The sequence below is a fragment of the Longitalea arenae genome, assembly GCF_016924755.1.
GTDB lineage: Bacteria > Bacteroidota > Bacteroidia > Chitinophagales > Chitinophagaceae > Niastella > Niastella arenae.
In genome coordinates this window covers 1-24,406 of the sequence record NZ_JAFFJX010000025.1, presented here as the reverse complement: position 1 = coordinate 24,406, position 24,406 = coordinate 1, and the positions used below count along the sequence as shown (strand labels likewise).

Here is a 24,406-nt window from a genome sequence, read left to right as displayed (position 1 = left end):
CAGAGACATTGAATTTGATGCTAATCAGACGGGCATTCTCATCTCTTTTAAACAATGCCAGGAAGCTGCAGTCCTGCATAATACGATGAGTAAGGAAGACAGGACGGCAGCTTAAATATTGTTTTTACAGAAACCTGGCAGCCATTGGATGGGTTGCCCGATTACTGGTGAAAGCGTTGTTCTATTCCCCGCTGCTGCTCACCGGTTATATTCCGGCCACCCAGGTGTTCCATATCTGAATATAACAGGTATTTTTTCCCCGAGTCAAAATTACGGACCTTCGCAAAATGCCTGACAGGCGATATTCTACAATTAGGGGCTTATTAGCAGAAGGCGCAATCAAATCATTCAGTGATATTTTCGACTGGATCCCTCCTAGCATTGTCGCAAAGGATTTGAATTGTTCGTACAAAAAAATTTTACAAATAAAAAGTAATCCTAGAAAGCTAACTGTAAGACAAATATTTAAACTTGTTGAGTTAATAGGGTTAGACGAAACTCGGCTAATTGCTGCAACTACATTATGACACCAAATTCTTAAAAGAAGCATGCCGCAGTTCCCCGCCCTTCGTCATCTCCAAGTATTTAACCGTACAACTCAAAACAGGCCGGCACCAAACTATAATATCCGGCTTATTCCGTCGCCATCGAGTGGTTAATTTTGGTTCCTTTTTAAATGGGCACTTGGGAACCTGTAAAACTCTTCTAATAATTTCTTCCATTACTTGGGCTGACAGCCCGGTACCAACTTCACCGGCAAACTGTAATCGTTTGTTTTTATAAGCTCCGAGGATCAGAGTGCTGATGAGACCAGCGCCTTGGTTGCGTGTGTATCCGGCAATTAAAAATTCGTCTTCCTTATACGCTTTCACCTTTAGCCAATCCTTGCTGCGAATGCCTGGCCGGTAAATCGATTCCCGCCGTTTGGCTATAATGCCTTCAAGGTGATTCTCCTTTGCCATATTGAAGGCCGCGATCCCATGAGTCCGGATATCACTTTGATAGCGTACTATTCGGGACCGGGGCAATAACTGTTTAAGCGCTTCTTTTCTTTTATATAACGGGACGCTCATATAATCTTTACCGTCAAGCCACAGAAGATCAAAGACATAGTAATACACCGGTACTCCGCTGCCGATTTTCCAGTTGATGAGAGCTTCAAAATCGCTAATGCCATCACTGTTTAAAACTACCACCTCCCCATCGAGAATGGCGCTATGATTCCACTTTAAAAGGTCTGTTGTGATTGACGGGAATTTGTTTGTGTAATTAACCAGTTTGCGAGTTTGTAGCGTTACAAAATCCGGCTGAACGTAACCAACGATTCGGAAGCCATCCTGCTTAATCTCGAACAGCCAATCTTTACTATCAAATGGACCTGCTGCAACGCTTGCCGCCATTGGCACTATATTAACCGGCATCCTCATTTCATAATCCCTATACAAAGATGGAAATATTGTGCCATCTTTGTAACATGTACACAGAGAAGGAACTACTTGAACTCGAACGGTTTTTTAATTCAGTGAAATTGCCCCAAGAAGTCGAGGTTATAAAAGCTCAGAAAGTGACTGACGTCCCTAAATTTATTAAAAATCATTTATCCTGTGCCCGCGCCAATATTGGTAAGAATACCTTTTCAGCCTTTTACGAACGTCTGATCATGCTCAAAGAATTACTCCAAAACCAATAATCTCAGTACATATGCAGGAATTTCCTGCCGTATTTAGTCAATAAAAGCCGGGGCGCCGAAGGACATCCATTAGGCTTCGAGCCCTATAATATGGCCGGTAAATATTGCCTGATGAGCCGGTACTACGTCCGGCATTCCTGGGAACTTTTTCCTATCGTTACCAGCACTTCATTGGCTGGTTCGGTTGTCAGTGGCTTGAAAATCCTCCTATGCAACAGATGCAGCGTTTTTATGACCCACCTCAAACTCTATTTGTTTTAAAATAGGTGCCCATTGCCTGAAGCATACCTGCGAACGCCTCCTCGTTTAAAAAAGACGTTTATTCCAATACTTTTCTAAGAAATCCTTAAAGGTAATATTTCGCGGTTGTACGACTGAACTGTTTATAAGTCCAATGACGTCGTTGATGAATAATTCTGGCCGATTGCATTAGTATTTCATTTGTGCCTGGATAAATCGAATCTTTTTCTTTTGGTCCGCACGTACTTCAATGACGTAGACCGTTTGTGTAGGATAACTTACAAAATCAATCTCACCACAGGCCAACATGTAACGTCCCGCTTCCTTGCAGTAAACCGTCAGTTGAATTTTTTGATAGGTTCGTGTAATTGTGAAGTAGCAGTTGATGGCCATTATTTTCTTCGCCCATATTTCAAATCCCAGTACCGCTTCATACGTTCCCAAGGGAACGCGATCGGCGGTATAGTGGTAGTGACTGGGTTGACAACCGCATGCTATTGCTTTATCCCACGAAAAGATATTACGCAGGTCATTTGCCATTGCGGACCAGGGTGTTGATTTTTTGATAGGTTTCCGACCAGTCCTGCTGAGGTGAGGATTTCACTGGTAATATCCTGCAGCTTTTCAAGCGAGGCGGCGTCTGCTGCCTGAAGCAAACCGGCGGCTTCATGATCAGCTTTTATGAGTAATCCAATCTCGATTGCTTTGGATAAAAAAGGGACGGTTTTTCGGGGGACCCTTAAATTGAGTTTAACCTCGTCATTCATGCCGGGAGTGGCTAACATCATCTCATAAATTATCTTGACATCCTTACTTGATAACATATAGTTTTTGTTTCGTTCTCACTAGATCTTGTTCCCGGTTTAAAATTATTATACAAGATTGAAATGAAGGGATTTCACCACTGTAGAATTTGTAGGGGTCATTAATTTCTTCAGCCATCTCGTTAAATTCACTTCGTTAACTGAATTGTGAACAAGAAAATGTGAAGTATGAAAATCAGCGAAGCAAATGCAAAAGACATGGTGGAATTTTTGTCTAAACTGGGCTATGAGCCAGCCCGTAAAAGTGGCCAGCATTACTGGTATCTATCTCCATTGCGCGAAGAGAAAACGCCGTCCTTTAAAGTGAATTTAAAATTGAATATGTGGTATGATTTCGGCGGCGGTGGAAAAGATCATGGCGACCTGGTAAATTTCGGAACACGGTACTTTAATTGTTCGGTTAAGGAGTTCCTGTCTAAAATGGATGATTACTATCGCCATATTACACCGCATATACTTCAACCTCATACTAACAAAGCTAAAGAAGAAAAGGACGCTGAGATCAAAGTCACATCGGTCCGCTCCTTGACCTCCTTTGCACTGTTGAATTACCTGAAAAAAAGAAAAATTCCACAGCATATTGCCCAGCGCTATTGCCAGGAAGTGAACTACGAATTAAAGGGAAAAATGTATTACAGTATCGGATTTAAAAACGACGCTGGGGGCTATGCGCTGCGCAATCAATACGTCAAATTAGCCAGCATGCCCAATACCAGCACATTTATTAACAATGGTGAACGCGATCTGGTGGTTTTCGAAGGTTTTTTTGACTTCTTATCATACAAAGCTTTGTATGCCAAACAGCAGGAGCCGCCACGTAATTTTCTTATCCTGAACTCAACTTCTTTCTTTAAAGACAAACTGCCAATTATGCATGAACACCGCAAGGTTCATCTTTTCATTGACAATGACAAAACGGGTGATAACTGCATGGGTATGGCACTAGCGTTAGATAATACTAAATTCATTGACGAACGTAATCTATATAAAAATTACAATGACCTCAACGACTGGTTGGTAAATTTCGGTCTTTCCCAAAATCAGAGCAACCGCCAGCATTTGTAACGTTTTTTTCGACCGCCTAGTATGCGGTCATCTTTCAAATGCCCCTACCGCGCAGCGGGAAAACCCCGGTTCTACCCGGGCGTGAGATAGCTGCAATCGTGCTATTGGGCAGATGTAGCTTTGTCATACAACCAAGGAAAAACAGACCGCCCACTCCCAAGTCGTAGGTGTCATTTGGAAGATCAGGATATACATTTTTTGAACCGATTAAATGATACCGTGATGAGTGAAAAAGCAAAAAGGAACCGCCTGGTGCAGGCCAGGCTTACCCCGGCCGAGTACGACCGCATCTTTAAAAAGCTTTCCAAAACAACCTGCCACAATCTCAGTGATTACATGAGGAAGGTGCTGCTCGACAAGGCTGTTACCGTGAATATACGAAACCAGTCGCTCGATGACTTTATGTCAGAGATGGTGCGCCTGCGAACAGAGCTAAACGCGATCGGAAATAACTACAATCAGCTCGTCAAAAGGCTGCATGCGATTGAGCAAGTTTCGGAGATAAAAGAGTGGCTCACGCTCAATGAATCCGCCCGCAAACTGCTGCTCTCGAAGGTCGAAGAAATCAAGGCAAAAATCGCTCAAATCAACGATAAATGGTTGCAGTCATAAAGTTCAGTTCGAGACTTAAAAATGTGCTGAACTATAACGAAAGTAAGTTGAAGCAGGACGTCGTAATAAAGGATGAAAAGGGGCAGGAAAAAAAGATAAAAAAGGCTGCTTTTATCCACGCGTCGGGATATGCAAAGGACACCGAAAAGCTCGGCTATACCGACAAGGAAAAACGCCTGGAAAAATTGATGAAACTGCGCGAAAGCAGGCAGCGAAGCGTGGTACATCTTTCTTTGAATTTTCATCCGTCTGAAAAACTGGATCAAAACCGGCTTCGGGAAATTGCGGACGCCTACATGCAGAAGATTGGTTTTGGAGAACAACCCTATCTCGTGTATGAGCATCGGGACGCCGGCCACCCGCACATTCATGTGCGCCCATAAGGGCATATAGTAAATAGAACCCTAGCAAGTTCTTTGACAAGAGTTTAAAAGTCAATCATCACCTGACTTATCCGGGAGGGAAACCAAACGGGGAGTGTAGCATGTCGGGGACACCCATAAGTCGATTAGTTATCGAATCGCGACTGAATGGCTGATGAAACGATAAATACGAGGATAAAGTCCATACTGATTGAACGATAGCCTGAGCGGTTACATGCGGGAGCTATGACGGAAGATAACTACAGACGTCATACTGTGGTACTCTGCATCTTATGTGAAAGAGACAGAGCATAAACTGATCACAGCGCAATTACAATAAGTTATAAAAGGCGGAAGTCGTATCCGACAATTTATCGAGCTATGTTACTATATGTACTAAATGGGGATTACCTAAACTGGAATGCCACAAAAATGGCTATGAAGCGATGAGGCTTCTGAATATCCGGCATGGTAACGGAGCTTTCGTAGTAGTCGGAGCAGGGGAAAGCCCTGTACATGGCGAAGGGAAGCAGTTAATATTTTAATACAATTAATGGAAAATGTGAGAGACATTATGAGACATCCATCGAGCGTATTAAACAGTCTGTCGGAGCACAGCAAAAACTCATGCTATAAGTATGGGCGGCTCTACCGGATTTTGTTCAATGAAGAAATGTATAATGTAGCCTACCAGAACATCTATGCGAAGGAAGGCAACATGACACCAGGCGCTAACAATGTAACTATTGATGGCATGAGCCTGTCACGCATTGAACAACTGATTGAAGCATTCAGAAATGAGAGCTATCAACCAGCACCTTCAAGGAGGACTTACATACCGAAGAAAAATGGTAAAAAACGTCCTCTGGGCATTCCATCTTTTGATGACAAACTAGTGCAAGAAGTGATACGGATGATTTTGGAAGCCATATTCGAGAAGCAGTTTGAGAACAGCTCTCACGGCTTTCGACCAAACAGAAGTTGTCACACAGCGCTAGTTAGCGTACAAAAGACTTTTACAGGAACGAAATGGTTTGTTGAAGGCGACATCAAAGGATTTTTCGATAACATCAACCATGATGTATTGATTACTATTCTTGGTGAGCGCATAGCAGACAACAGATTTTTGAGACTGATCAGAAAGTTTTTAAATGCAGGGTATCTCGAAGACTGGCAATATCACAACACGTTTAGCGGTACTCCGCAAGGCGGAATTGTCAGCCCGATTTTGGCCAATATTTATCTGGACAAATTGGATAAATACATGAACCAATATATCCTCCAGTTCAACAAAGGAAAGGAAAGAAGGATGAATAAGGAGTCGTCCAGACTTAAAACACAAACTGATCGAATCAGTAAGAAGCTTAAAACAGTGAAAGATGAGAATGTAAAACAGCAGTTATTAGAAAAGCACAGAACAATCAGAGAACAGCGTATGCAAATAAAGCATAGTGATGATATGGATCAGAATTTTAAGAGATTGAAATACGTTAGATACGCTGATGATTTTTTAATTGGAATTATTGGAAGTAAAGATGATTGCCGAAAAGTAAAAGAGGATATCAAACAATATCTGGCTGATACTTTGAAATTGGAATTATCAGACGAAAAAACATTAATTACCAATGCAAAGAACCCTGCAAAGTTCCTGGGCTTCGACGTCTTTGTTCGACAATCAAACGCAACGAAGAGAAACAAAGATGGTGTTAATATGAGGCTTTACGGCTCAAGAGTTGTTTTGAATATAACAAACGAAACAATGAAGAAAAAACTTCTGGAATATGATGCCATGACGATTGTACATCACAATGGTAAAGAAATCTGGAAGTGTAAGTCACGGCCATGTATGCGCAATAACGATGATCTGGAAATCATCGATCAGTATAACGCAGAAATACGAGGCTTATATAACTATTACGCCATCGCTAATAACAGTTATACACTTGATTCCTTTTACAACATTATGGAATACAGTATGTACAAAACATACGCCTGTAAATACAGAACTACCAAGAAAGTGATCATTGATAAGTTCACTTCCAATAAAGAGTTTATGATTCCCTTCACCAATAAAAAAGGAATAATCAAATACAGACGATTCTATAATGAAGGTTTTAAAAGAAAAGCAATGAGTTTAACGTTTTCGGATCAATTACCACAAACACAAAAAATTGCTGCAAGAACCAGTCTTATAGACAGGCTAAAAGCACAGCAATGCGAGTATTGTGGTGAAAAAGATAATCTGCAAATGCACCATGTCAAAAAGCTCAAAGGACTTCAAGGAAAAGAACTTTGGGAAAAACACATGATTGCAAGAAACAGGAAAACATTAGCTGTGTGTATCAAATGCCATAAGAAGATACACAATGGTACGATGGACTGATAATATTAATGGAGAGCCGGATACGCCGAGAGGTGTAAGTCCGGTTCGGGGGCGAGTTCTTGGAGATCCTGCTGTAGTAATACAGAAAGGCGCCGGGTGCTTAGCCTACATCGTCTCCACGATAATAAAAGAGAATGGAGAGCCGATCAACACGCACTATATTGGGAAGAATGTTTCTAAACCTGCCAGCCGCCGACTGGAAGATGAATTTGGCCTGGTAAAGGCGGAGAACCGCAAGCAGAAGGAACACTTTGAATTAAAGCCGGTGGATACTGTCAAAGTCCAATACGGTAGAAGTGAGACAAAGCGCGCCATAACGAATGTATTGGGCACAGTTTTGCCCTATTATAACTATACCTCTTTGGCAGAGCTGAATGCCGTGCTCAGGCACTATAACGTCGTGGCCGACCAGGGGAGCGAAAAGTCGCGGATGTACAAAAATAACGGCCTTGTCTACCGTGCTCTGGATGAGCAGGGGAAAATGGTCGGCGTACCCATAAAGGCCAGTGATCTCTACCTCAAACCGACGATGAAATACCTGCAGAAACGCTTTGATAAAAACGCGCTGCTGCGGGCGCCACTGAAACAGCGGATCAAAAACGCCATTGACCTCGCCTTGATGAAAACCGCAGTCACCACAGTTGAGGACTTACAGGCCGTTCTGAAAAAGGAAAACATTCAACTGCTAATACGCCATAATAAGGACGGGTCTGTGGGTGGTTTGACCTTCGTGGACCACAAAAAGAAGGCGGTATTCAACGGAAGCGATTTACACGAAAAATACAGCGCCGCATCTATCCATGAACAGCTGCGGGCAAAAACTCAAAAGCAAAACGAAACGCAAACGCTTCAGCAAAAACAGCGACCTGCGCAAACCGTGCAGAAGCAGGACCAAACACTTAAACCGGCGCAACAACCGAAGATGCAGCCACGCCTTCCTGCAAAGGAAAAGGAGCTGCCCTCCAAACAAGGAGAAAAAGAAGCCATGTTACCGTCTACCGGACGGGGACCGCTGGAAGTGCTTTTACAACCCGAATCGGGGGCGGACCAGGTACCCTATGATCAACCGCAACAAAAGAAAAAACGCAAAAAGAAACGACTTCACTTATAACAAAAAGGAGGATACATGGGAGCAATGACCGGTGAGAATGAAATGGGGCTAAGGAAGATCATTGACTTGACGCGCATGATCTCGATTGTTGTTTTATTGATTCACTTTTATTATTACTGCTATGGAGCTTTTGAGCAATGGGACTTGACCCACACAATTGGCGACAGGTTCCTGGCAAACATTGGCCGATCGGGCTTTTTTAAACACTTCAATGAGTCAAAACTGGTATCCCTACTTTTCTTGGCAATTTCCCTGGTGGGCGCCAAAGGAAGAAAAAATCCAAAATCCAATTACCGGACATCTTATGTCTGCATCGGCTGCGGGCTGCTAGTCTATTTTATAAGCGGGCTGGTGCTGTCCATAAAGGGACTGGAACTGACTGAGGTGGCCCAACTCTACATGGTGCTTACCGGGACCGGTTATCTGTTGATCTTAACCGGCGGAGTAACGCTTTCCAGGATCATTAAAAGCAAATTGAGTAACGAAGTTTTTAACCGGGCGAACGAAACGTTTCCCCAAGAAGAACGATTGTTGACAAACCCGTATTCCATCAATCTTCCGGCTGTCTACAAATTAAAAGGCAGGACGCGGAAGATGTGGATCAATTATGTCAATCCAAGGAGGGGTCTGTTGGTGCTGGGCTCTCCAGGATCGGGAAAAAGCTGGTATATAATCGAGAATGCGATCCGGCAGCTCAGTGATAAATCCTTCGCCCAATTTGTCTTTGATTTCAAATATCCGGAGCTGACAAACCTGACCTATAACCTTTACCTGAAAAACAAGCATAAGTACCCTATAGAGCCGAAGTTCTTCTGTGTCAACTTCACGAGACCGATTCACCGGCTCAATCCATTGTACCCCGACATGCTGCAGGATCTCGTCGATGCCATTGAAGCGAGCAAAACAATGCTGCTGAGTATTAACAAGACGTGGGCCAGCCGACAAGGAGAATTTTTCGTGGAGTCTCCAATCAACTTGCTGGCGGCCGTGATCTGGTTTTTGAAAAAGTTTGACGGAGGTAAGTACTGTACACTGCCCCATGCGATCGAGCTGCTCCAGCTACCTTACGATAAGCTTTTCACAGTATTAAATTATGAGCCGGAAATCGAAACGTTGATCAATCCTTTCAGCAATGCCTACCTGAATGATGTAATGGAGACGGTAGATAATCAACTGGCGTCGGTGAAAATTCCATTAGGCCGGTTATCATCGCCCAGTTTGTATTATATACTGTCCGGCAATGACTTTACGATGGACATCAATAACCCGAAAGAGCCGAAGATTTTTTGTTTGGGAAATGACCCCTTAAAAGCTGATGCGCTGGCCCCAGTTATTTCCTTGATCTGTGACCGCCTCAATAAGATAATCAATCAGCCCGGCCGGCACAAGTGTGCCACCATCTATGATGAGTTCGCTACGATCCGCGCTTCCAGCGTACTGAGGGTGATTGGCCAGGGGCGATCAAACGACATCATCTGCATAATCGCCGTACAGGATTACAGTCAATTAAAACAGGTCTATAGCCGTGAGGAAGCTGAGGCGATTTTCAATATGACGGGAAACATCATAAGCGGCCAGGTAAGCGGGGAAACCGCCAAGCTTCTGTCGGAACGTTTTCCCAAAATCATGCAAGATCGCCAAAGCATGTCGATCAACAGTAGCGATACATCGATTAGTCACTCAAAACAACTGGAAGCGTCGATACCGCCAAGCACAATTTCCAGCCTTTCGAGCGGCGAATTTGTCGGGATCACAGCTGATAATCCGGACCAGCCGATTGAACTGAAAGGCTTTCACTCGCGAATTATTAATGATGTGCCGGCGCTTGCTGAGGAAAAGGCGGCATTTAAGCCTTTGCCGGAATCGGAAAAAGCAAATGACCCAAAAGAGATCCAGCGGGTATTTTTCGAAATTAAGCAGCATGTGCAGGACATTGCCGAAGTGGTTATGGAGCGGATGTTGAACGATCCGGCAAAAGAACATTTGGTTATTAAAAAGTGATACCAAAATATAAACAGTTGACTTAATCCTTCTTGACAATACCTGTTAAACCGACAACAGCTAATGTGGTTATTAACCACCCTAAAAAAATGTGTACCCAATAATAAGTCATATAAAAACTCCCTCCGTGTATCGGTAACCAGTATACTTCCTGCTTCAGATCTACAATGGGTAAAAATACATCCAATGAATATATAAAAGCATTAAATCCGGGTTGCGTTTCTTTTACTGGTGTCATTATACCTAATTGGTTGGCGCGGGAGAATACTATAGTTCCTAATATTGTTATAATTGCAGCCGCTATCAAGATGCGGTAAACCTGATAGCCGTGTCCAATTGTAACATCAAGGAACAAATTCCAACATTTTTCAGGTATGCCCAACTTTCCTCGCTTTCTAAGGTCATTCTGCTTGGCTCGCGCAACTCTCCTTGCATACTTATCATGTCCAACCGATCGCAATACCTTAACTACCTGTTCGTATGGTTGTGGGCTAAACTCTTCCTGCCTTCGCAACCATTCGATGCGTTCTCTTATATTTATGACCGAGTTATGAAATGAGGAGTATGAAAAGTTCTCAATTATCAGTTTGCCTTTGCTCGGCCAGCTCTTGAGATCATCAAACAGTTGACCAACTTTTCCATTTAACAACACTACCATTCCTTCTGATGCAATTTGTATGTCGCGCCAATGAAATGTTCTCTTCACATCAATTCCTGCTGCAACAAAAACGATATTATTCGTTCGAAATCCTTTCCAACCAATCTGATCATTATTGTCTTTTTTTTTGAAGCTAGCACCCGAACAATTTAAATCGCCTTCAACCTTAAGCCCTGTCAAGACGGTCAATCCTTCAGAACAAACCCTTGCCATATAAAAGTCACCACCTATTTCGCCGTTAGAAAGTATCAAGGAACCTTCTATTTTAGAACTTTCAAAAATAAAATCGTGTTTAATATTTACCCTGGTGGCATTAAAAGCCTCACCATTTTCTTGCATAAACTGAGAATCTTTACAAATTAAAGCACCACCTATATTCGCCCCTATTAGATTTATGGATCCGATTCCTTTAAATTTCTTACCCAAAAAAATTGTACTTTTAGTAGTTAATTCCTGGGCATCAAAGATCATCCCGCCTGGACATTCCAGAGTCGCATAGGCGAAATCAATAGTTCCACCAACGGTTGCAAAAGAAATATTTATCGTCCCCTTTACGACTGCTCTACTAAATATAACAGCACCAGCCACGGAAATACCAGCTGCATTTAACACTCCTTTTCCAGGGTTCACAAATATTGCCTCATCACAAACTAACCCGCCACTTATCTGACCAAGGATTAAACTAACTTTTCCATTCGATGTAAACTTTTCGTTAAGATATAAACCTCCTTTAATAACAGCCCGATCTCCAATAAGGGTATATCCAGAAGGGTTTTCAAGTGTAGCGCCATTAAATGACACAGTTCCTCCAATCTTTGCATCTATTAAATCGATTTCACCAATTGAACTAAATTTGAGCGCAAAATATACCCCCCCATGTACAACCATACGACGACCATTAAAAACCGTTTTCGATCCATTTTTAAATTGTGCCCCTTGTGCATTCACACTTCTCCCTATGTAAGAATCTCTTAATTCAAATAATCCTTCACAAACAAAGCCATCATTAACGAATAATGTACCCTTTAAATTTAGCCGTTCTGCAAATACATTCCGAACCCTACTTCCGGAAAAATTTAACAATACAGCATCTGCACCCGTTAGTACAATATCCTCATCAAACCAACAATTTTTTAATATCAAAGGAAATTTTAAAGTCAAGTCTTCAAAGTCCAAGCGCCCCGTGATCCTGGCTGCTTTTATACGAACACCTTTGGGATGCACCAACAAGTCGTTGGTTTGACTTATAAAAAGTTCTACAATTATCTGGGCTCTAATTATTCTTTCTTCTCCCCATGTATTTGCAGGTATGGGTGACTCGTTTTCAATGCTAAAATCAACCAATTCGCCCCTTTTTACAGCCTCCAATAATTTCAACTCGGTTTGTGTCAAATCCGATGTGTGCATGGAAGTATATTTTGCTAACAATTCTACGAATAAAGAATATGATAGAATACGTGATTATCACCCATTTTGTAATATATGCTGGTATTTAGAATAATAGAAGACGAATTGAAAGATTGTTGAAGTGTCCGTTTTTATAAATAGTTCTTGTAGCTGTTTCGCACGGCAGTAGTCGTCAACAATCTATTATATTTGCAATACATTACATTACCCCAAAAAATGACTTTATACCGGTGCTTTAAAATATATAGTACATTGATGACGGTCAAAATGATTATGCAGATACTTTGGCGGCGCCCTACTCCATCCGGCCTTATCATCACCCGTAAGTAAGTATCTATAGCAGGGTCTTTGTTCAGCATTCAAGACCTTTGTCTTAATGAGAGCTTTACTTAGCCCAGCTTCTTCCACGTACGCCATGTGACCTCGAGCGCATTTCAAACCAAGGCATTTGTCCGTTTTTTAAGCATTCACCTCTTATTATATATTAACCTAAACGCAAATCCAACTGCAATTATCAATACACTAATAATAAACAACTTAGAAATGAGATCCTTTTTATAAGCAACTTGAAACACACACATGCTTTTTATGTAGTTTATACACACAGATAGAACCAATATAAGAACTCGAATGAAGAATAAGTATGAGGTTCACCATTTCAACAAGAGCACAAATAGTATTTGATCGTTCGGTGTTAGTTCTTGCCCAAAATCGTCGTTTTTTAGATTACTTTTTTCTTTCGGTATCTCGACCTTTTGTTTTAAACTCCGGGAAAAGTATTATGCTGTAAAAACTTTTCTGTACGGGATTCCTTAATAAAAAAGATCGCCCAATTGTATTCAACAAATGCCCAATGACACATGGGCAATATACGTTCCAGCCTAATTATTTTAAGGACTTAAAATAAGTACCATTAACTGTGAAGGCTTCTTCCGGAGGTCTATAAAGTTAAGGGAACTCAAGTTGTCAATGGTATTCAACGGTCGGACCCGTCAAAGATTATTTTACAGTCTCGGTCGTTGTTCCTATACACCTGTAATGAATTACATGAAATATCTTAATAGTCCCGGATTTCCGGGCTTGTTATTTTATTCAAACAAACTTATCAACTCTTTATTATTTGATTTTTTTGCCAATTTGCTTCCAATTGTCCAAACCTCAGTCTCCCACCTTTTCCAATCAGCTGTATTAGGGTTGTTGACCTGAATGAATGTATTTATATTCAAGGCAATGATTCGCACATTATAACTTACACCATCAAACGTAACTCCTTTCTTAGCGTCAAACAGATTTAAGTTAAAATGTCTAATTATGTCCTGAGAAGTATCTGCTAAAATTTCAGAATAAAAGTTTCCTATTCCGTTGTTATTCGAAATGAAAACGCCCTGAAAAAGCTCTTCTTTGTTTGAGTGTTCACGAAATATGTTTTCGTTAAACTTGATTGCAAAAACACCACCCCACCCAACAAATGAACGTGAAATTTGAACCACCCATATATACTCTATTGACTTTTCGTTTTCGCGCCAACCATTTTTGTCTCTAATCACTTGAACACCACTTTTAAGTTCTGTAAGCCCGAGATTTGTTGCAAGCGACCTTTCCAGCAGTTGAAAGTACTCAAAGCTATTGAAGAAGATGTCGATGTTGTCAATTTGTCGTTCATACTGTCTTTTCATATTAATCATAATTTTTTACTTGGCGAGTTTATTAGTTGATCTATGATGCTGCAACTGGACAAATTTTATTAAGCATTGCACCGCCTATCCTTACGCTTTAGTTTTCAATTAATTCTTGCTTCAAACTTTCATATGTCAGATTATTTGTTACTAATTATTTGCATCAATTTTAAAAAGTGCATCGATCTGCCCATTATTGGTTCCTTCAATTATTAATTTGCTTTTATGTACTTGCTTTCACGCCCATCTGGCCACATTACAGTAAGATTATTTCCGTTGAATGTACAGAACATTCGTTCATATTCTTTAAGGTAAAATGTGTTTTTTGAACTGGCTCGTAATTGAAAAGGAAAGTCGCCGGTATATCCGTGTAAAACAATATATAGCTTCCTATTTTTCACATACAGGCGAAAACTTTCATCAGCGACGGTGTTCCGATAGGTTCCCGCATAACTTTTAAGCTGCTTCACTGAAATATCGATCTCCTTATTGGTTTCCGCGTAGGTATTTTTGATCGCTTCCTGTAATACGGCAGGTATTGCCGCCCCATGATTCATTTCTGGCGCCACCCAAGTGGTAACAGGTATTGAAGGAGATTGAGACTGCAACCACTGGCAAAAGTCCTTTATGTTTTTAACTGTTTCACGTTCAAACTCTCCCGTTGCTAAAAAAACCTTTGACCTTATTTCCACAGCGTTGCTTACATATTGATTAGCCGTTGGTAATAGATGTCTGCCACCATCGGCAGGTGCGCCTATCATTACTGACGTGAACAGCTTAGGCTCTTTGAATAAGGCAAACGTTGCAAACTTGCCGCCAAGTGAATACCCATACAAAGCCCGGTTATCGTTTACTTTGAAATTGGCATTCATCCATGGTATAAGTTCTTTCTTTAAACACTCTAAAAAGGCGTAACCGCCTTTCTCAGGATCAAGATCACGGTCCCTGCGGTTGGGACCATCACCATAACCAATCGCTACTATAACAGGCTCTATTACCCGGTAATCCTGCTTTAAGCTGCCAAACGCATTCACTGCGGCAGTAAAGCTCCAATCGCCATCTGTTAAAAATAGTACAGGATAAGAACGTTTTGAGCTGTCATAACCAGGTGGAAAAAAAATATATGTACGAAAACTATCATGAACAATTCCCGAATGCCAGTCGATCACTTTCCCGTATGGTAATGTTAAGGGGTATAAATTATTACCGACGGGTTGGGCTCGTGCGGTAGATAATAATAGCTTTGCTACAATAATAACAAGGAATCGAACCACCAGCTTGTTCATAGCAATTAAATGATAATTTAGCTAATTAATTGAAGATTTGTTTAATATACTAAAATTGCGGAAAATGATGCCGTGGAAATTGTATGCGGTAGCAAATCCAGTTTAAAATCGCCCAAAAGACTGGAGCCATCACGCAAAACTTGTTGTCGTTTGTGAGTTAATGTTAATAGTAAAGATCAGTTAAACATTAGGTTTGATTGCAGCTTTTCTCTCTTTGGCCTAAGTTTACGAGCCGCAGGTTTATCATTTAAACATTGTTTTTTACTACCACATAAGTTAAGCGACCAGAAATATGAAGGCAAGTGTATAATCCTGTTGATCTTGACCACTCACTCCTACAATGCTGGTTCTTCGTCAAGCTTGGTGGTTTACTAATCTTTTTCTTAAAAGCTCAAAACTTGCCCTACCGTACATTTGACGCTTGAATATTTTCAACTTATTAACCAGGCCTTCTACCGGGCCATTACTCCATGGTAATTTACGCCATTTTCGATTGCCTCGAAATCAGAAAGTAATCCTTTTGCAAATCCTTTGATTTCTTTGATCTTTGATGATATAGCATTTTTGATCCATGCATTTAACATTGAACCGTCTTTTTTCTTGAGCATGCTTTTGAATTGCCGTATGAGTTTTGCAGCCCTTTTAATTTCCTTACTCTCCGTGCATAGGGTATTAATAAACAATTTCTCTTCCTTTGATAAGCGTCGTCTATCAATATAAAAGAGATTGCTGGCTTTAGGTGGCACCCAGAATATCGTTACCAACTGATTCGTAGTATTATTTATTTTTCCTTCGCGCAATTTTCTGACATTCTCATAGCACATTGTTGTTGATCCCTTGTACCCCATTTCTGTAATTTTCTCTAAGACTTCCTTTGTTTCAATCCTTGGATTTTCATCCAGCATTTTACTTACTGCTTCATCATAAAGGTGCATGTTGGTCATTCTGGGTGACCTCTTGGGGGGCAGAAAGTCAAATGACTTTCACTTTCTGATAGTAATCCTAGTTACGCCGGTATCCCTTGCAATTTTTTTAATACTATTACCATCCAACAACATTTGCTTCACTTGATGGAATTTTTTGGCTATCACGCCATTCTCAGTTTTTTCATTTTCTTTTCTCACAACGGGTTGAGGTTGAACTTCGTTATTCGCTTGATAGCTCATTCGCTGCCTGGCAGCTTTTAAACTAACAACATTTCTATCCAATGCTTTTTGCATTGCATCACCCAGGTTTTTAAGCAGGTGCCAACGGTCGGCGACATGCTTAATGGATGAAGATGCATTTTTTACACCATTGGCAAAATTAGAATACCGGTCTCGACTTACAATTTCAACACCGGGGTGTGCTTTTAGCCATCCTTCAACTGAAACAGTTTCTCTATCAGGTAACAAATCGATTATTTGTCGCTTCTCAAGATCTACGATAATTGTACCATATCGAGAGCCCTTTTTAAAAGCCCAGTCATCAATACCCAATACCTTAGGAACAGTGCTCTGCTCAAGGGGTTGCTGATGTATTAATCTAATTAAGGTCGAACTGCTGGTCGGCATATTCATTAATTAACATATTCGAACACCTCCATTTCCTCCCATTAACGAAGCAATTTTTAAAAACTTTTCATTTACTCGTTTCGTAACTGTTTTACGGCTGACTATATGCTCCGAAAACCGTTCTGCAAATACTTTTCGGATGCAATTGACATTAAGGCAATAAAACTTTCTTACATGGAGAATTAACCAGGTTTGGCTACCCGCCAGTGGCAAATCCATAATCTTTCTTGTATAATAACTGTGTAAACGGGAGCTTAATTCATTACAATTTGGACAATTACTTCCTGATTGCTTACTTCTGACATAAATCAACACCTTCCCATCTTCTTTTTCTGCATTAATCACCTCCAATATTTCCGATCGTCCAAACATCAATTCATTATATGGCATTCCAGTCGTTTCCCGAGATTACAAACTTCATCTTACTTAATAAAAGAGATATGCCAATTCAACACGACCACCAAACCTGACGAAGAACCTGGTGCTGACCACACCAGTGGGCAAGAATGCTGTAAATGTCCGGGATGCTAGCTTAGCCTTTCTAAATTTTTATGTTTCTTTCTAAGTGAAGTTATAGACTATTACACCTTCTTTCCTATAGTCTTTCATCACTAGCATTACATTTTAAATGGAAGTTATGTGTATCTTTTATATAAACTTCACTACCTCAAAAATTCAACATAATCCATAAAGAAATATAAACCGAAACTGCGCAATGTAAATCGCACAAAAAGAGACTGCATAGACAGCCTCTTTTTAGTTTTGAAATAACACTTCTACTCATTAATAATATAATCTTCCCAGCCGGGCACAGGTGTGGGGGAATCAGGATTAGGACAATAAGAAGGACATTTTAACCCACCATCCGCAATGGGTGCCTTTATGGTTTCGCCATCGCTCAGTCTTTTGAATTCCCTAATGTTGTTATTGCGGCCATCAACAGCCACAAAAACAAAAGTATGTGTGGCATTATCATCATATGCATTAAACACGCGAATTCCCTCGCAGCCAGGAACAGCCAGCAACTGATCGAATATCTCCCTGCCATATAAAATTGACTTTATGCCTTCCGGCTCTTCACTTTGCCACTTTTCTACCATTTCCATAGCCTTTTTACGGGAAATAAGTTCTCCCAGATCAGCAATTTTGCGAGTAATGCCATTTTGTTGATCAACAATATACGTTTCCCAGGTCGGTGATTCAATGTCAGTAGCTGGGGCGGGACAATACGTGGGACATTTCAATCCACCATCTGCAACAGGCGCTTCTACCACAACCATACCATCCGTTGTGTTAATTGAATAATTCAGGATGTTCTGATTTCTTTCACTAACAGGGACAAACACCAAAGCCTGCTGACGATTATTATCAATTCCATTGAAAACGCGTATGCCTACGCAACCAGGCACCTGCAGTAGTTGTTCAAAGATCTTTCTGCCATACAGGAACGATTTAACGGCTTCAGGTTCCTGGTTTTGCCAGGCTTCGATCATTTCTTTTGCTTTTTCGAGCGAAAGCATTACTCCAATTTTGCGGACTTCTTTTAGGATCGTTTTTCTTACTTGTACTTGCATACAATTTTGTTTAATGATAAAAAGGTTTTTGCTCATTAAATATAAAAGAAAAACGATGGCTGGCTGCTGCATAACAAGGTTAAAATTATTTCACAAGTTATCATGTACGACCTTAATCATAAACAATAGTAAAGATCTTCAGTATTTAGACTTACCACTCCTGCTCGCGTTATCAGTTTTATATACCATTGAAGGCACTTGTTTTGAGATGGCCTCTTTCGTTTGTAACAGCTTCTACACTCATTAGTGTTTCGATACGGACGAGTAAAATAAAAAATATTGTTGCATTCTATAATGTTGCACATGTCTGTCACTGTGCGAGTCGGTCTCTATAGCCCAAACATCTTATTTTGCATAATAACTTTCCGGAGGACCCAGTCTCGACGCTTTCAGACCGCCGGTATTGATAATTATTTTTTCTAGCACTGCACCGGGATCTACCATCCAAACCTTTAACGTATGATTTCCTGCTCCTGATAACTTCAATGTTTTTTTTACAATAGCGAGCTTGCTTACGACAGTTTGTGCCCAATCCGGATTGACCAATGTACTTTGAATTTATCAGGCACATTAGTCACAAAAAAAGGTTCCCGTCATCAATAGATACCGCCAGTTTAATATCTCTATCCGGCATAACATTTAACAGCGGCGATGCTATCAGTATGATTTCAGCAGTATCAGATGAGAAGAAATGTACCGGGTATTCCAAACAGGGCGCATTTTGTTTAGGCCTGGCTGCGGTTGCATCCGCCGGTGCAGTTGCCCGCATGCCAGACAAGGTCAAACCATAATACTCAATCTTTATCCATTTATAAATTCCCTCCACAATATTTTTGCGTAATGTTCAGATGAATTTGTGATCGGTGGCTGAGGAAGAGCCTGACGAAAATTGGGAAGCAAAGGTCAAGATTGACATTTTTTCCTAAGCTATAGCAAGCGATCAAATTTTTAAAAGTAAGATGTGTTGCACCGCCCCTAGCTGTAACGCATATATCTGCAACGAAAGTTCTACAATTCCCACGGAAATAAGAACGAAACCTTATCTTACCACATTAAATCGACAAAAGAAGTAACTGCCCTTGTCAGGTGTTGATTCCAAACCAATTTCCCCATCCATCGTCTCTGTAAAATGTCCTTGCTAATGGCCAAACCTAACCCAGTGCCCTTTATTCATGCATGGTACGCTGTAAAACCGGTCGAAGATCTTTTGCTGCAAGGAGAAGTCGCTGGCTGTTCACTCATTACATATTTCTAGATCCGTTTAAAAAGAGCATCCGGTGAAAGCACTTGACTTTTGCTTGTAAAGCCAGGATAAAGCGATTACGAGCATTGATATTCTGCCTAGATTTTATTTATACATTATAAACTAAATAAACAGGAAAGGCTTCCTAATCCCAACCCTATTTTGCTCATTTTACTCCTTATCAACCAAAAGTGGAACAAAAATTTACGTATATTGAAGGATTAGCGGTAAGTTTCAGTACCAAACCAAAACCAATGAATTCTATGGACATAATAGAACGAGAAGCATTAGGCCGTATACTCCTTTTGGATGGAGCAATGGCAACTATGATACAGCCACTTGAACTAACAGAAGATGATTTCAGAAATCAAGCCTTATTAAATCACCACATTGAACTAAAAGGCAATAACGATCTTTTAAACCTAACAAGGCCCGATATTATAAAGGACTTACACCAGCAGTATCTTAATGCTGGCGCCGACATACTTTCTACTAATACCTTTGGCGCCAACCGCATTTCGCAGGCGGACTATGAAATGGAAAACCTTGTTTATGAGATAAACTACCAGGGTGCCAGGCTTGCGAAAAAAGCCGTGTGGGAGCATAAACGAAAACACAATTTTAAGCCCTCTTTTGTAGCAGGCTCTATGGGACCGACCACAAAACTGGCCTCCATCTCGCCTGATGTGAACAATCCGGGATACAGAGCCGTGACCTTCGATGAATTGAAAGAAGCATACATGGAGCAGGCGTGTGCTTTGATTGACGGTGGCATTGATCTGTTCCTGCTTGAGACCATCACCGACACCTTAAATGCAAAGGCAGCGTTATTCGCATTGATGTCTGTGTTTGAAACGAAAGGACGTCGCTATCCGATTATGGTTTCAGGTACGATCACTGATGCAAGTGGCAGAATATTGTCAGGACAAACAATCGAAGCATTTATCATTTCTATTTCTCATGCTCCAATAATGTCCATTGGCTTAAACTGCGCCTTAGGCGCAAAGGAACTACGACCTTACCTTGAAATACTTAACAAAGAATGTCCGTTTCTAGTAAGCACTCATCCAAATGCTGGATTGCCCAATGCATTTGGTCGGTATGATCAATCGGCAAAAGAGTTTGCAGCATTAGTTGAAGAATTTGCAAGCCAGGGGTGGTTAAATATTGTTGGTGGTTGTTGCGGTACAACACCTGATCATATTGCAGCAGCTGCTAAAGCCGTAAGCAGATACAGGCCAAGGGCAAAACCCCTTTCGGCTTCTACCCTCAAAAAATGGAGGACGACCTATAAAACCGCTTCCCTGATTGAAAAGTGGGTGTCATCACCTTCCACACCCAGTTCCGGTCTTTCCATGGAACAATTACTATCGATAATTTCCAGCATAGAGGATAGAAAATTACTTGACCAGGTGTATATAAAGTTTGAAAGAGAGAAAAACGTATATCACTCAGAACAGGCAATGTTGGTTGGTGCACATATTATGGGCAGGTATCAATACGTACAAGGGTAGATTCAATCTTCAGGCAATGTAAAATCAGAAGTGAGCTGAGCGCTAATTGATACTACGATTTACAAAAACAAATAGCGTCTAACGCTAATAGCCTGTTTAAGTTACAATTATAATGATGCTATGTCAACAGATACCGTTGTAAAGACAATGTTGGATAGTTCTAATAAAACCTATGGCCGGGAACATCTCTAGGACCGACGTGCAGTCTCGGCCGGCAGGCTGACGACGTTGGAAATAAGTGGAATAATATAAACGGCTGATCTTCTCCCGGGTTACTAATACCATGGTCTGTGACCTGCTGTTGTTGTATTTTATCTTCGCACACTTCCCGTTAGAAGTAAAACGGCACTATTTTTTCTGTATAGGCTTTAATAATTCAAACCTTATGTTAATGCGCAACATTTTAATGCTATCCGTGCTGTTTTCTTTCTTTTCCTGTAAAAAAGATAGTACTGTAAATCCTGAGAGTTCTGTAAATCCTGATGGTAGTCCTGCTACCGAGTCCTCCGTTCGTGTTTATTACGTTGATGGAGCGCGGGGCAACGACCAGAATGACGGTCTCACCCTTGGTACAGCCTGGAAAACCATCCAGAAATCCTTTGATGCCGCCGTGGCTGGAAGCACGGTACACATCAGAGGCGGCATTTACTATGAGCAACTGGTGGTACGCGTCAGCGGTACTGCGGGAAACCCTGTTACATTTACGAATTACAATAATGAACAGGTGATCATAGACGGGTCAAAAATTGCAGGCACTACCATTCTTACTGTCACCGACAAAAGCTTTCTCGTTTTCCGCAATTTTACTGTGCAAAATATTACGAAGAACAACGCCATGGGCGTTCTGGTTTCGGCCAGTAAAAACGGGGGAGTAAGTGATCTGACCTTCCGCAATATGGTGTTCAAAAGTATTAGCTGGACCAGTAATGCGTCTACTACACCGAATTACAGCCAAAATGCTCAACCATTCATTGCATTCGGCTATGGGGCAACGCAGGCTAATGCCATTAAAAATCTGGTCATTGATAGTTGCGAATTCACCAATAACATTACCGGCTACAGTGAATCATTATCATTAGATGGCAACATCGACGGATTCACTATTACCAACAACAAAGTGCACGACAATACAAATATTGGAATTGCAGCGCTGGGGCATTATGGCGTAAGCTCCAATTCACAGTTAGACCAGGTACGAAATGGTTTGATCAGCGGAAATGTCTGCTTCAATAACTGGGCCGCCTATGCTACAAGCGGAGGGATTTATGTGGATGGGGGAAAGGATATTAAAATTGACCGCAATATAACCTATCAAAATGGTTATGGAATTGAAGTAGGCCATGAGGAAAATGGCACCACCAGTAATGTCACCGTCACCAATAACCTGATTTACCTGAACGAGATTACGGGAGTTGCCATTGGCGGATATGACGCAGGTACTACCGGGCAGGTGATTAATTGTATTATCAGGAATAACAGCTTTTATAAAAACGACTCCAAAAACGATGGTTCCGGGGAAATATACTTGACAAAAGCCTCCAACTGCACTATCGGGAATAATGTTTTTTATACCAATAGTCAAAACACCCTGTTCTCATTGGAGAATATTTCTCCGCAATCGGGAAATACATTTGATTATAATGCCTGGTTTACAGAGACTGGAAATGCTTCCGACATCACGGTCAACTGGCGTAGCAATAGTTACCATTCATTTACTGCCTACAAAACCAAAACTGGGCATGACGTCCATTCTTTCTTCCAGGATCCGCTTTTTGTTAATGCCGGAGCTTCGAATCCTGACCTGCACCTCAAAACCGCAAGTCACTGTTTACGTGCGGGCAATCCTTCCTGGATCACTGATGCCACAGAAAAAGATCTCGATGGTAAGCCCAGGGTAGTGAATGGAGTGGTTGACATGGGCGCTTATCAGCAACAGTAATAAAAAACATAGAAGAGGTGTGGCATACTTTGAAAGTGTGCCACACTTTTTTATTAAGATAAATTGATAGCGTCTCTATTAAGGAATAGCTGCTCTTGAAACGGTAAATGGTAATTGTGGACCTGCGTCGGAATTCCGGCTGCTTTTGCAATAGTAAACGGGAATGGAATTTTTGAAACTTATGAAGTGAAAATAATTATCGGTATGTACAATACAATTGCTTGGCAAAACCCGGATTGCCTTGATCCAAATTTGATGAAGTGCTTCAAAGTCGTTAGTGCCAAGAGTGAATATTTCCGGCAGTTCCATCTGAAAGGCGACAGTTATATCACCGGCCTTGGATAATATACAATCCTTTTCAATTTTAAACACTGGCAGTATTTTTCCCAGTTGTTTGGTCTTCTTCATGTTCATTTCCATTTAATTGAATGAATATTTTCCTTGACCTCGATTGAATCTTGGAAGTTTTCTTTGTGCAGTTCGTTTCATTAACCCAAATTCCCCAAACTTCTTGCTTAGATGTTGTACAGTCGCAAAAAGGGCAAGCCCTATGGGTTGTATGATACTAAGGCAAACGTAACTGCTGACCCCGGCAATGAATAGAATAGCAAATAGTAAAAGAAGCGTAACCAGACCGCAAGCCAGAAATATAATGTACTGCCGCCTTGATACCTTTGAATACAACGGAGCGGTTCACACCTTTATTTATTTCATATACACTTGCCATAAATATTGCTAAATAGAGTTACAGGAGATGAACGGAGCGTATTCTAAGTCAAAAACAAATATTTGAACAGAAAAAATGTGAAGTAGTGTAAAACGAAAAAATGTAGGAATAAAAAAAGCCTGAAGACCGCGAAGACCTTCAGGCTCGATGAAGTAATTATGTATTATTGATTAAAAGTCCACGGGAGTGTAAAATAATCTTTTGACGGGTCCGACCGTTGAATACCGTTGACAACTTGAGTTCCCTTAACTTTATAGACCTCCGGAAGAAGACTGTTAATGGTACTTATTTTAAGTCCTTAAAATAATCAGGCTGGAACGTATATTGCCCCATGTGTCATTGGGCATTTGTTGAATACAATTGGCGATCTTTTTCATGAAGGAATCCCGTACAGAAAAGTTTTTACAGCATAATACTTTCCCCGGAGTTTAAAACAAAACTCCCATATGACTAAGAAGGAATTGACTCTTAAAATCGTCCATCCCCATGCTGCTGGTATCGATGTCGGTTCACGCAGTCACTTTGTTGCTGTTGATCAGAA

24 protein-coding genes are annotated in these 24,406 nt (G+C 41.0%); 9 read left to right on the top strand and 15 right to left on the bottom strand.

The annotated features are described in order from the left end of the window. Positions 1-521: 521 nt before the first annotated feature. Positions 522-1,400, bottom strand: coding sequence for a non-homologous end-joining DNA ligase (ligD, locus tag JT717_RS26620; protein ID WP_205514304.1), 879 nt, complete (start codon positions 1,398-1,400; stop codon positions 522-524). 47 nt (positions 1,401-1,447) lie between these two features. On the opposite strand from ligD, the gene JT717_RS28980 reads away from it, so the two are divergent. Next, positions 1,448-1,690 carry a DUF6965 family protein gene (locus tag JT717_RS28980; protein WP_439650918.1) on the top strand — a complete coding sequence of 81 codons (243 nt, stop codon included), beginning with the start codon at positions 1,448-1,450 and terminating at the stop codon, positions 1,688-1,690. A 429-nt stretch (positions 1,691-2,119) separates the two neighbouring features. Here the strand turns inward: JT717_RS28980 and JT717_RS26615 are convergent, their stop codons facing one another. Beyond that, on the bottom strand, positions 2,120-2,470 hold the full coding sequence (locus tag JT717_RS26615) for a hypothetical protein (protein ID WP_205514303.1): 351 nt from the start codon (positions 2,468-2,470) through the stop codon (positions 2,120-2,122). Continuing rightward, positions 2,425-2,754 carry a hypothetical protein gene (locus tag JT717_RS26610; protein WP_205514302.1) on the bottom strand — a complete coding sequence of 110 codons (330 nt, stop codon included), beginning with the start codon at positions 2,752-2,754 and terminating at the stop codon, positions 2,425-2,427. Before JT717_RS26610 ends, JT717_RS26615 begins: the two co-directional genes overlap by 46 nt. A gap of 168 nt (positions 2,755-2,922) precedes the next feature. Here JT717_RS26610 and JT717_RS26605 point away from each other — a divergent pair, with 168 nt between their 5' ends. The 6 genes from JT717_RS26605 (at position 2,923) to mobC (ending at position 10,288) form a co-directional block, all read left to right on the top strand. Then, entirely contained in the window at positions 2,923-3,819 is an 897-nt protein-coding gene (locus JT717_RS26605) for a DUF8464 domain-containing protein (protein ID WP_205514300.1), read from the top strand. A 222-nt stretch (positions 3,820-4,041) separates the two neighbouring features. Further along, entirely contained in the window at positions 4,042-4,431 is a 390-nt protein-coding gene (locus tag JT717_RS26600; RefSeq protein ID WP_205514299.1) for a plasmid mobilization protein, read from the top strand. Beyond that, positions 4,416-4,814, top strand: coding sequence for a relaxase/mobilization nuclease domain-containing protein (locus JT717_RS26595; RefSeq protein WP_205514297.1), 399 nt, complete (start codon positions 4,416-4,418; stop codon positions 4,812-4,814). Before JT717_RS26600 ends, JT717_RS26595 begins: the two co-directional genes overlap by 16 nt. 553 nt (positions 4,815-5,367) lie before the next feature. After that, positions 5,368-7,176, top strand: coding sequence for a reverse transcriptase/maturase family protein (locus JT717_RS26590; protein WP_205514295.1), 1,809 nt, complete (start codon positions 5,368-5,370; stop codon positions 7,174-7,176). Next, entirely contained in the window at positions 7,160-8,287 is a 1,128-nt protein-coding gene (locus JT717_RS26585) for a relaxase (RefSeq protein WP_205514293.1), read from the top strand. The genes JT717_RS26590 and JT717_RS26585 overlap by 17 nt, the downstream gene beginning before the upstream one ends. A gap of 15 nt (positions 8,288-8,302) precedes the next feature. Beyond that, complete coding sequence (mobC, locus tag JT717_RS26580) at positions 8,303-10,288, top strand: conjugal transfer protein MobC (RefSeq protein WP_205514291.1); 1,986 nt, start codon at positions 8,303-8,305, stop codon at positions 10,286-10,288. Positions 10,289-10,310: 22 nt separating this feature from the next. Here mobC and JT717_RS26575 read toward each other — a convergent pair whose 3' ends face one another. The 10 genes from JT717_RS26575 to JT717_RS28935 form a co-directional block, all read right to left on the bottom strand. After that, a complete protein-coding gene (locus tag JT717_RS26575; protein WP_205514289.1) occupies positions 10,311-12,353 on the bottom strand; it encodes a hypothetical protein in 2,043 nt (680 codons plus the stop codon). Between the two features lie 1,088 nt (positions 12,354-13,441). Continuing rightward, positions 13,442-14,029 (bottom strand): hypothetical protein, encoded by a 588-nt coding sequence (locus JT717_RS26570; RefSeq protein WP_205514287.1) that lies wholly within the window; start codon positions 14,027-14,029, stop codon positions 13,442-13,444. Positions 14,030-14,241: 212 nt separating this feature from the next. Further along, positions 14,242-15,315 carry an alpha/beta hydrolase gene (locus JT717_RS26565; RefSeq protein WP_205514285.1) on the bottom strand — a complete coding sequence of 358 codons (1,074 nt, stop codon included), beginning with the start codon at positions 15,313-15,315 and terminating at the stop codon, positions 14,242-14,244. A 354-nt stretch (positions 15,316-15,669) separates the two neighbouring features. Beyond that, a complete protein-coding gene (locus tag JT717_RS28940) occupies positions 15,670-15,750 on the bottom strand; it encodes a hypothetical protein (RefSeq protein WP_369411764.1) in 81 nt (26 codons plus the stop codon). A gap of 17 nt (positions 15,751-15,767) precedes the next feature. Then, positions 15,768-16,250 (bottom strand): transposase, encoded by a 483-nt coding sequence (locus tag JT717_RS26555; RefSeq protein WP_205514283.1) that lies wholly within the window; start codon positions 16,248-16,250, stop codon positions 15,768-15,770. A gap of 48 nt (positions 16,251-16,298) precedes the next feature. Continuing rightward, the gene (locus JT717_RS26550; RefSeq protein WP_205514282.1) at positions 16,299-16,868 is read right to left on the bottom strand and encodes a transposase; all 570 of its coding nucleotides are present in this window, start codon (positions 16,866-16,868) and stop codon (positions 16,299-16,301) included. A gap of 9 nt (positions 16,869-16,877) precedes the next feature. After that, positions 16,878-17,258, bottom strand: a complete 381-nt coding sequence (locus tag JT717_RS26545; RefSeq protein ID WP_205514280.1) for a transposase family protein — start codon at positions 17,256-17,258, stop codon at positions 16,878-16,880. A 386-nt stretch (positions 17,259-17,644) separates the two neighbouring features. Next, a complete protein-coding gene (locus JT717_RS26540; RefSeq protein WP_205514279.1) occupies positions 17,645-18,514 on the bottom strand; it encodes a hypothetical protein in 870 nt (289 codons plus the stop codon). A gap of 273 nt (positions 18,515-18,787) precedes the next feature. Beyond that, positions 18,788-18,988, bottom strand: a complete 201-nt coding sequence (locus JT717_RS28700) for a hypothetical protein (protein ID WP_255553055.1) — start codon at positions 18,986-18,988, stop codon at positions 18,788-18,790. Positions 18,989-19,016: 28 nt separating this feature from the next. Further along, on the bottom strand, positions 19,017-19,268 hold the full coding sequence (locus JT717_RS28935) for a hypothetical protein (protein WP_205514277.1): 252 nt from the start codon (positions 19,266-19,268) through the stop codon (positions 19,017-19,019). A 680-nt stretch (positions 19,269-19,948) separates the two neighbouring features. On the opposite strand from JT717_RS28935, the gene JT717_RS26525 reads away from it, so the two are divergent. Both JT717_RS26525 and JT717_RS26520 read left to right on the top strand, forming a co-directional pair. Continuing rightward, entirely contained in the window at positions 19,949-21,199 is a 1,251-nt protein-coding gene (locus JT717_RS26525; RefSeq protein WP_205514275.1) for a homocysteine S-methyltransferase family protein, read from the top strand. A 391-nt stretch (positions 21,200-21,590) separates the two neighbouring features. Next, positions 21,591-23,138, top strand: coding sequence for a right-handed parallel beta-helix repeat-containing protein (locus tag JT717_RS26520; protein WP_205514272.1), 1,548 nt, complete (start codon positions 21,591-21,593; stop codon positions 23,136-23,138). A 78-nt stretch (positions 23,139-23,216) separates the two neighbouring features. Here JT717_RS26520 and JT717_RS26515 read toward each other — a convergent pair whose 3' ends face one another. Both JT717_RS26515 and JT717_RS26510 read right to left on the bottom strand, forming a co-directional pair. Then, entirely contained in the window at positions 23,217-23,546 is a 330-nt protein-coding gene (locus tag JT717_RS26515) for a DUF3875 domain-containing protein (RefSeq protein WP_205514271.1), read from the bottom strand. A gap of 12 nt (positions 23,547-23,558) precedes the next feature. Further along, entirely contained in the window at positions 23,559-23,822 is a 264-nt protein-coding gene (locus JT717_RS26510) for a DUF4133 domain-containing protein (RefSeq protein WP_240348445.1), read from the bottom strand. Positions 23,823-24,406: the final 584 nt, after the last annotated feature.

Bases quoted from the DNA above. Each gene is read 5' to 3' on its own strand.
- ligD (WP_205514304.1), bottom strand. From the start codon at position 1,400: ATGGCGGCAAGCGTTGCAGCAGGTCCATTTGATAGTAAAGATTGGCTG.
- JT717_RS28980 (WP_439650918.1), top strand. From the start codon at position 1,448: ATGGAAATATTGTGCCATCTTTGTAACATGTACACAGAGAAGGAACTA.
- JT717_RS26615 (WP_205514303.1), bottom strand. From the start codon at position 2,470: ATGGCAAATGACCTGCGTAATATCTTTTCGTGGGATAAAGCAATAGCA.
- JT717_RS26610 (WP_205514302.1), bottom strand. From the start codon at position 2,754: ATGTTATCAAGTAAGGATGTCAAGATAATTTATGAGATGATGTTAGCC.
- JT717_RS26605 (WP_205514300.1), top strand. From the start codon at position 2,923: ATGAAAATCAGCGAAGCAAATGCAAAAGACATGGTGGAATTTTTGTCT.
- JT717_RS26600 (WP_205514299.1), top strand. From the start codon at position 4,042: ATGAGTGAAAAAGCAAAAAGGAACCGCCTGGTGCAGGCCAGGCTTACC.
- JT717_RS26595 (WP_205514297.1), top strand. From the start codon at position 4,416: ATGGTTGCAGTCATAAAGTTCAGTTCGAGACTTAAAAATGTGCTGAAC.
- JT717_RS26590 (WP_205514295.1), top strand. From the start codon at position 5,368: ATGAGACATCCATCGAGCGTATTAAACAGTCTGTCGGAGCACAGCAAA.
- JT717_RS26585 (WP_205514293.1), top strand. From the start codon at position 7,160: ATGGTACGATGGACTGATAATATTAATGGAGAGCCGGATACGCCGAGA.
- mobC (WP_205514291.1), top strand. From the start codon at position 8,303: ATGGGAGCAATGACCGGTGAGAATGAAATGGGGCTAAGGAAGATCATT.
- JT717_RS26575 (WP_205514289.1), bottom strand. From the start codon at position 12,353: ATGCACACATCGGATTTGACACAAACCGAGTTGAAATTATTGGAGGCT.
- JT717_RS26570 (WP_205514287.1), bottom strand. From the start codon at position 14,029: ATGAAAAGACAGTATGAACGACAAATTGACAACATCGACATCTTCTTC.
- JT717_RS26565 (WP_205514285.1), bottom strand. From the start codon at position 15,315: ATGAACAAGCTGGTGGTTCGATTCCTTGTTATTATTGTAGCAAAGCTA.
- JT717_RS26555 (WP_205514283.1), bottom strand. From the start codon at position 16,250: ATGCACCTTTATGATGAAGCAGTAAGTAAAATGCTGGATGAAAATCCA.
- JT717_RS26550 (WP_205514282.1), bottom strand. From the start codon at position 16,868: ATGCCGACCAGCAGTTCGACCTTAATTAGATTAATACATCAGCAACCC.
- JT717_RS26545 (WP_205514280.1), bottom strand. From the start codon at position 17,258: ATGCCATATAATGAATTGATGTTTGGACGATCGGAAATATTGGAGGTG.
- JT717_RS26540 (WP_205514279.1), bottom strand. From the start codon at position 18,514: ATGCAGCAGCCAGCCATCGTTTTTCTTTTATATTTAATGAGCAAAAAC.
- JT717_RS26525 (WP_205514275.1), top strand. From the start codon at position 19,949: ATGGACATAATAGAACGAGAAGCATTAGGCCGTATACTCCTTTTGGAT.
- JT717_RS26520 (WP_205514272.1), top strand. From the start codon at position 21,591: ATGCGCAACATTTTAATGCTATCCGTGCTGTTTTCTTTCTTTTCCTGT.
- JT717_RS26515 (WP_205514271.1), bottom strand. From the start codon at position 23,546: ATGAAGAAGACCAAACAACTGGGAAAAATACTGCCAGTGTTTAAAATT.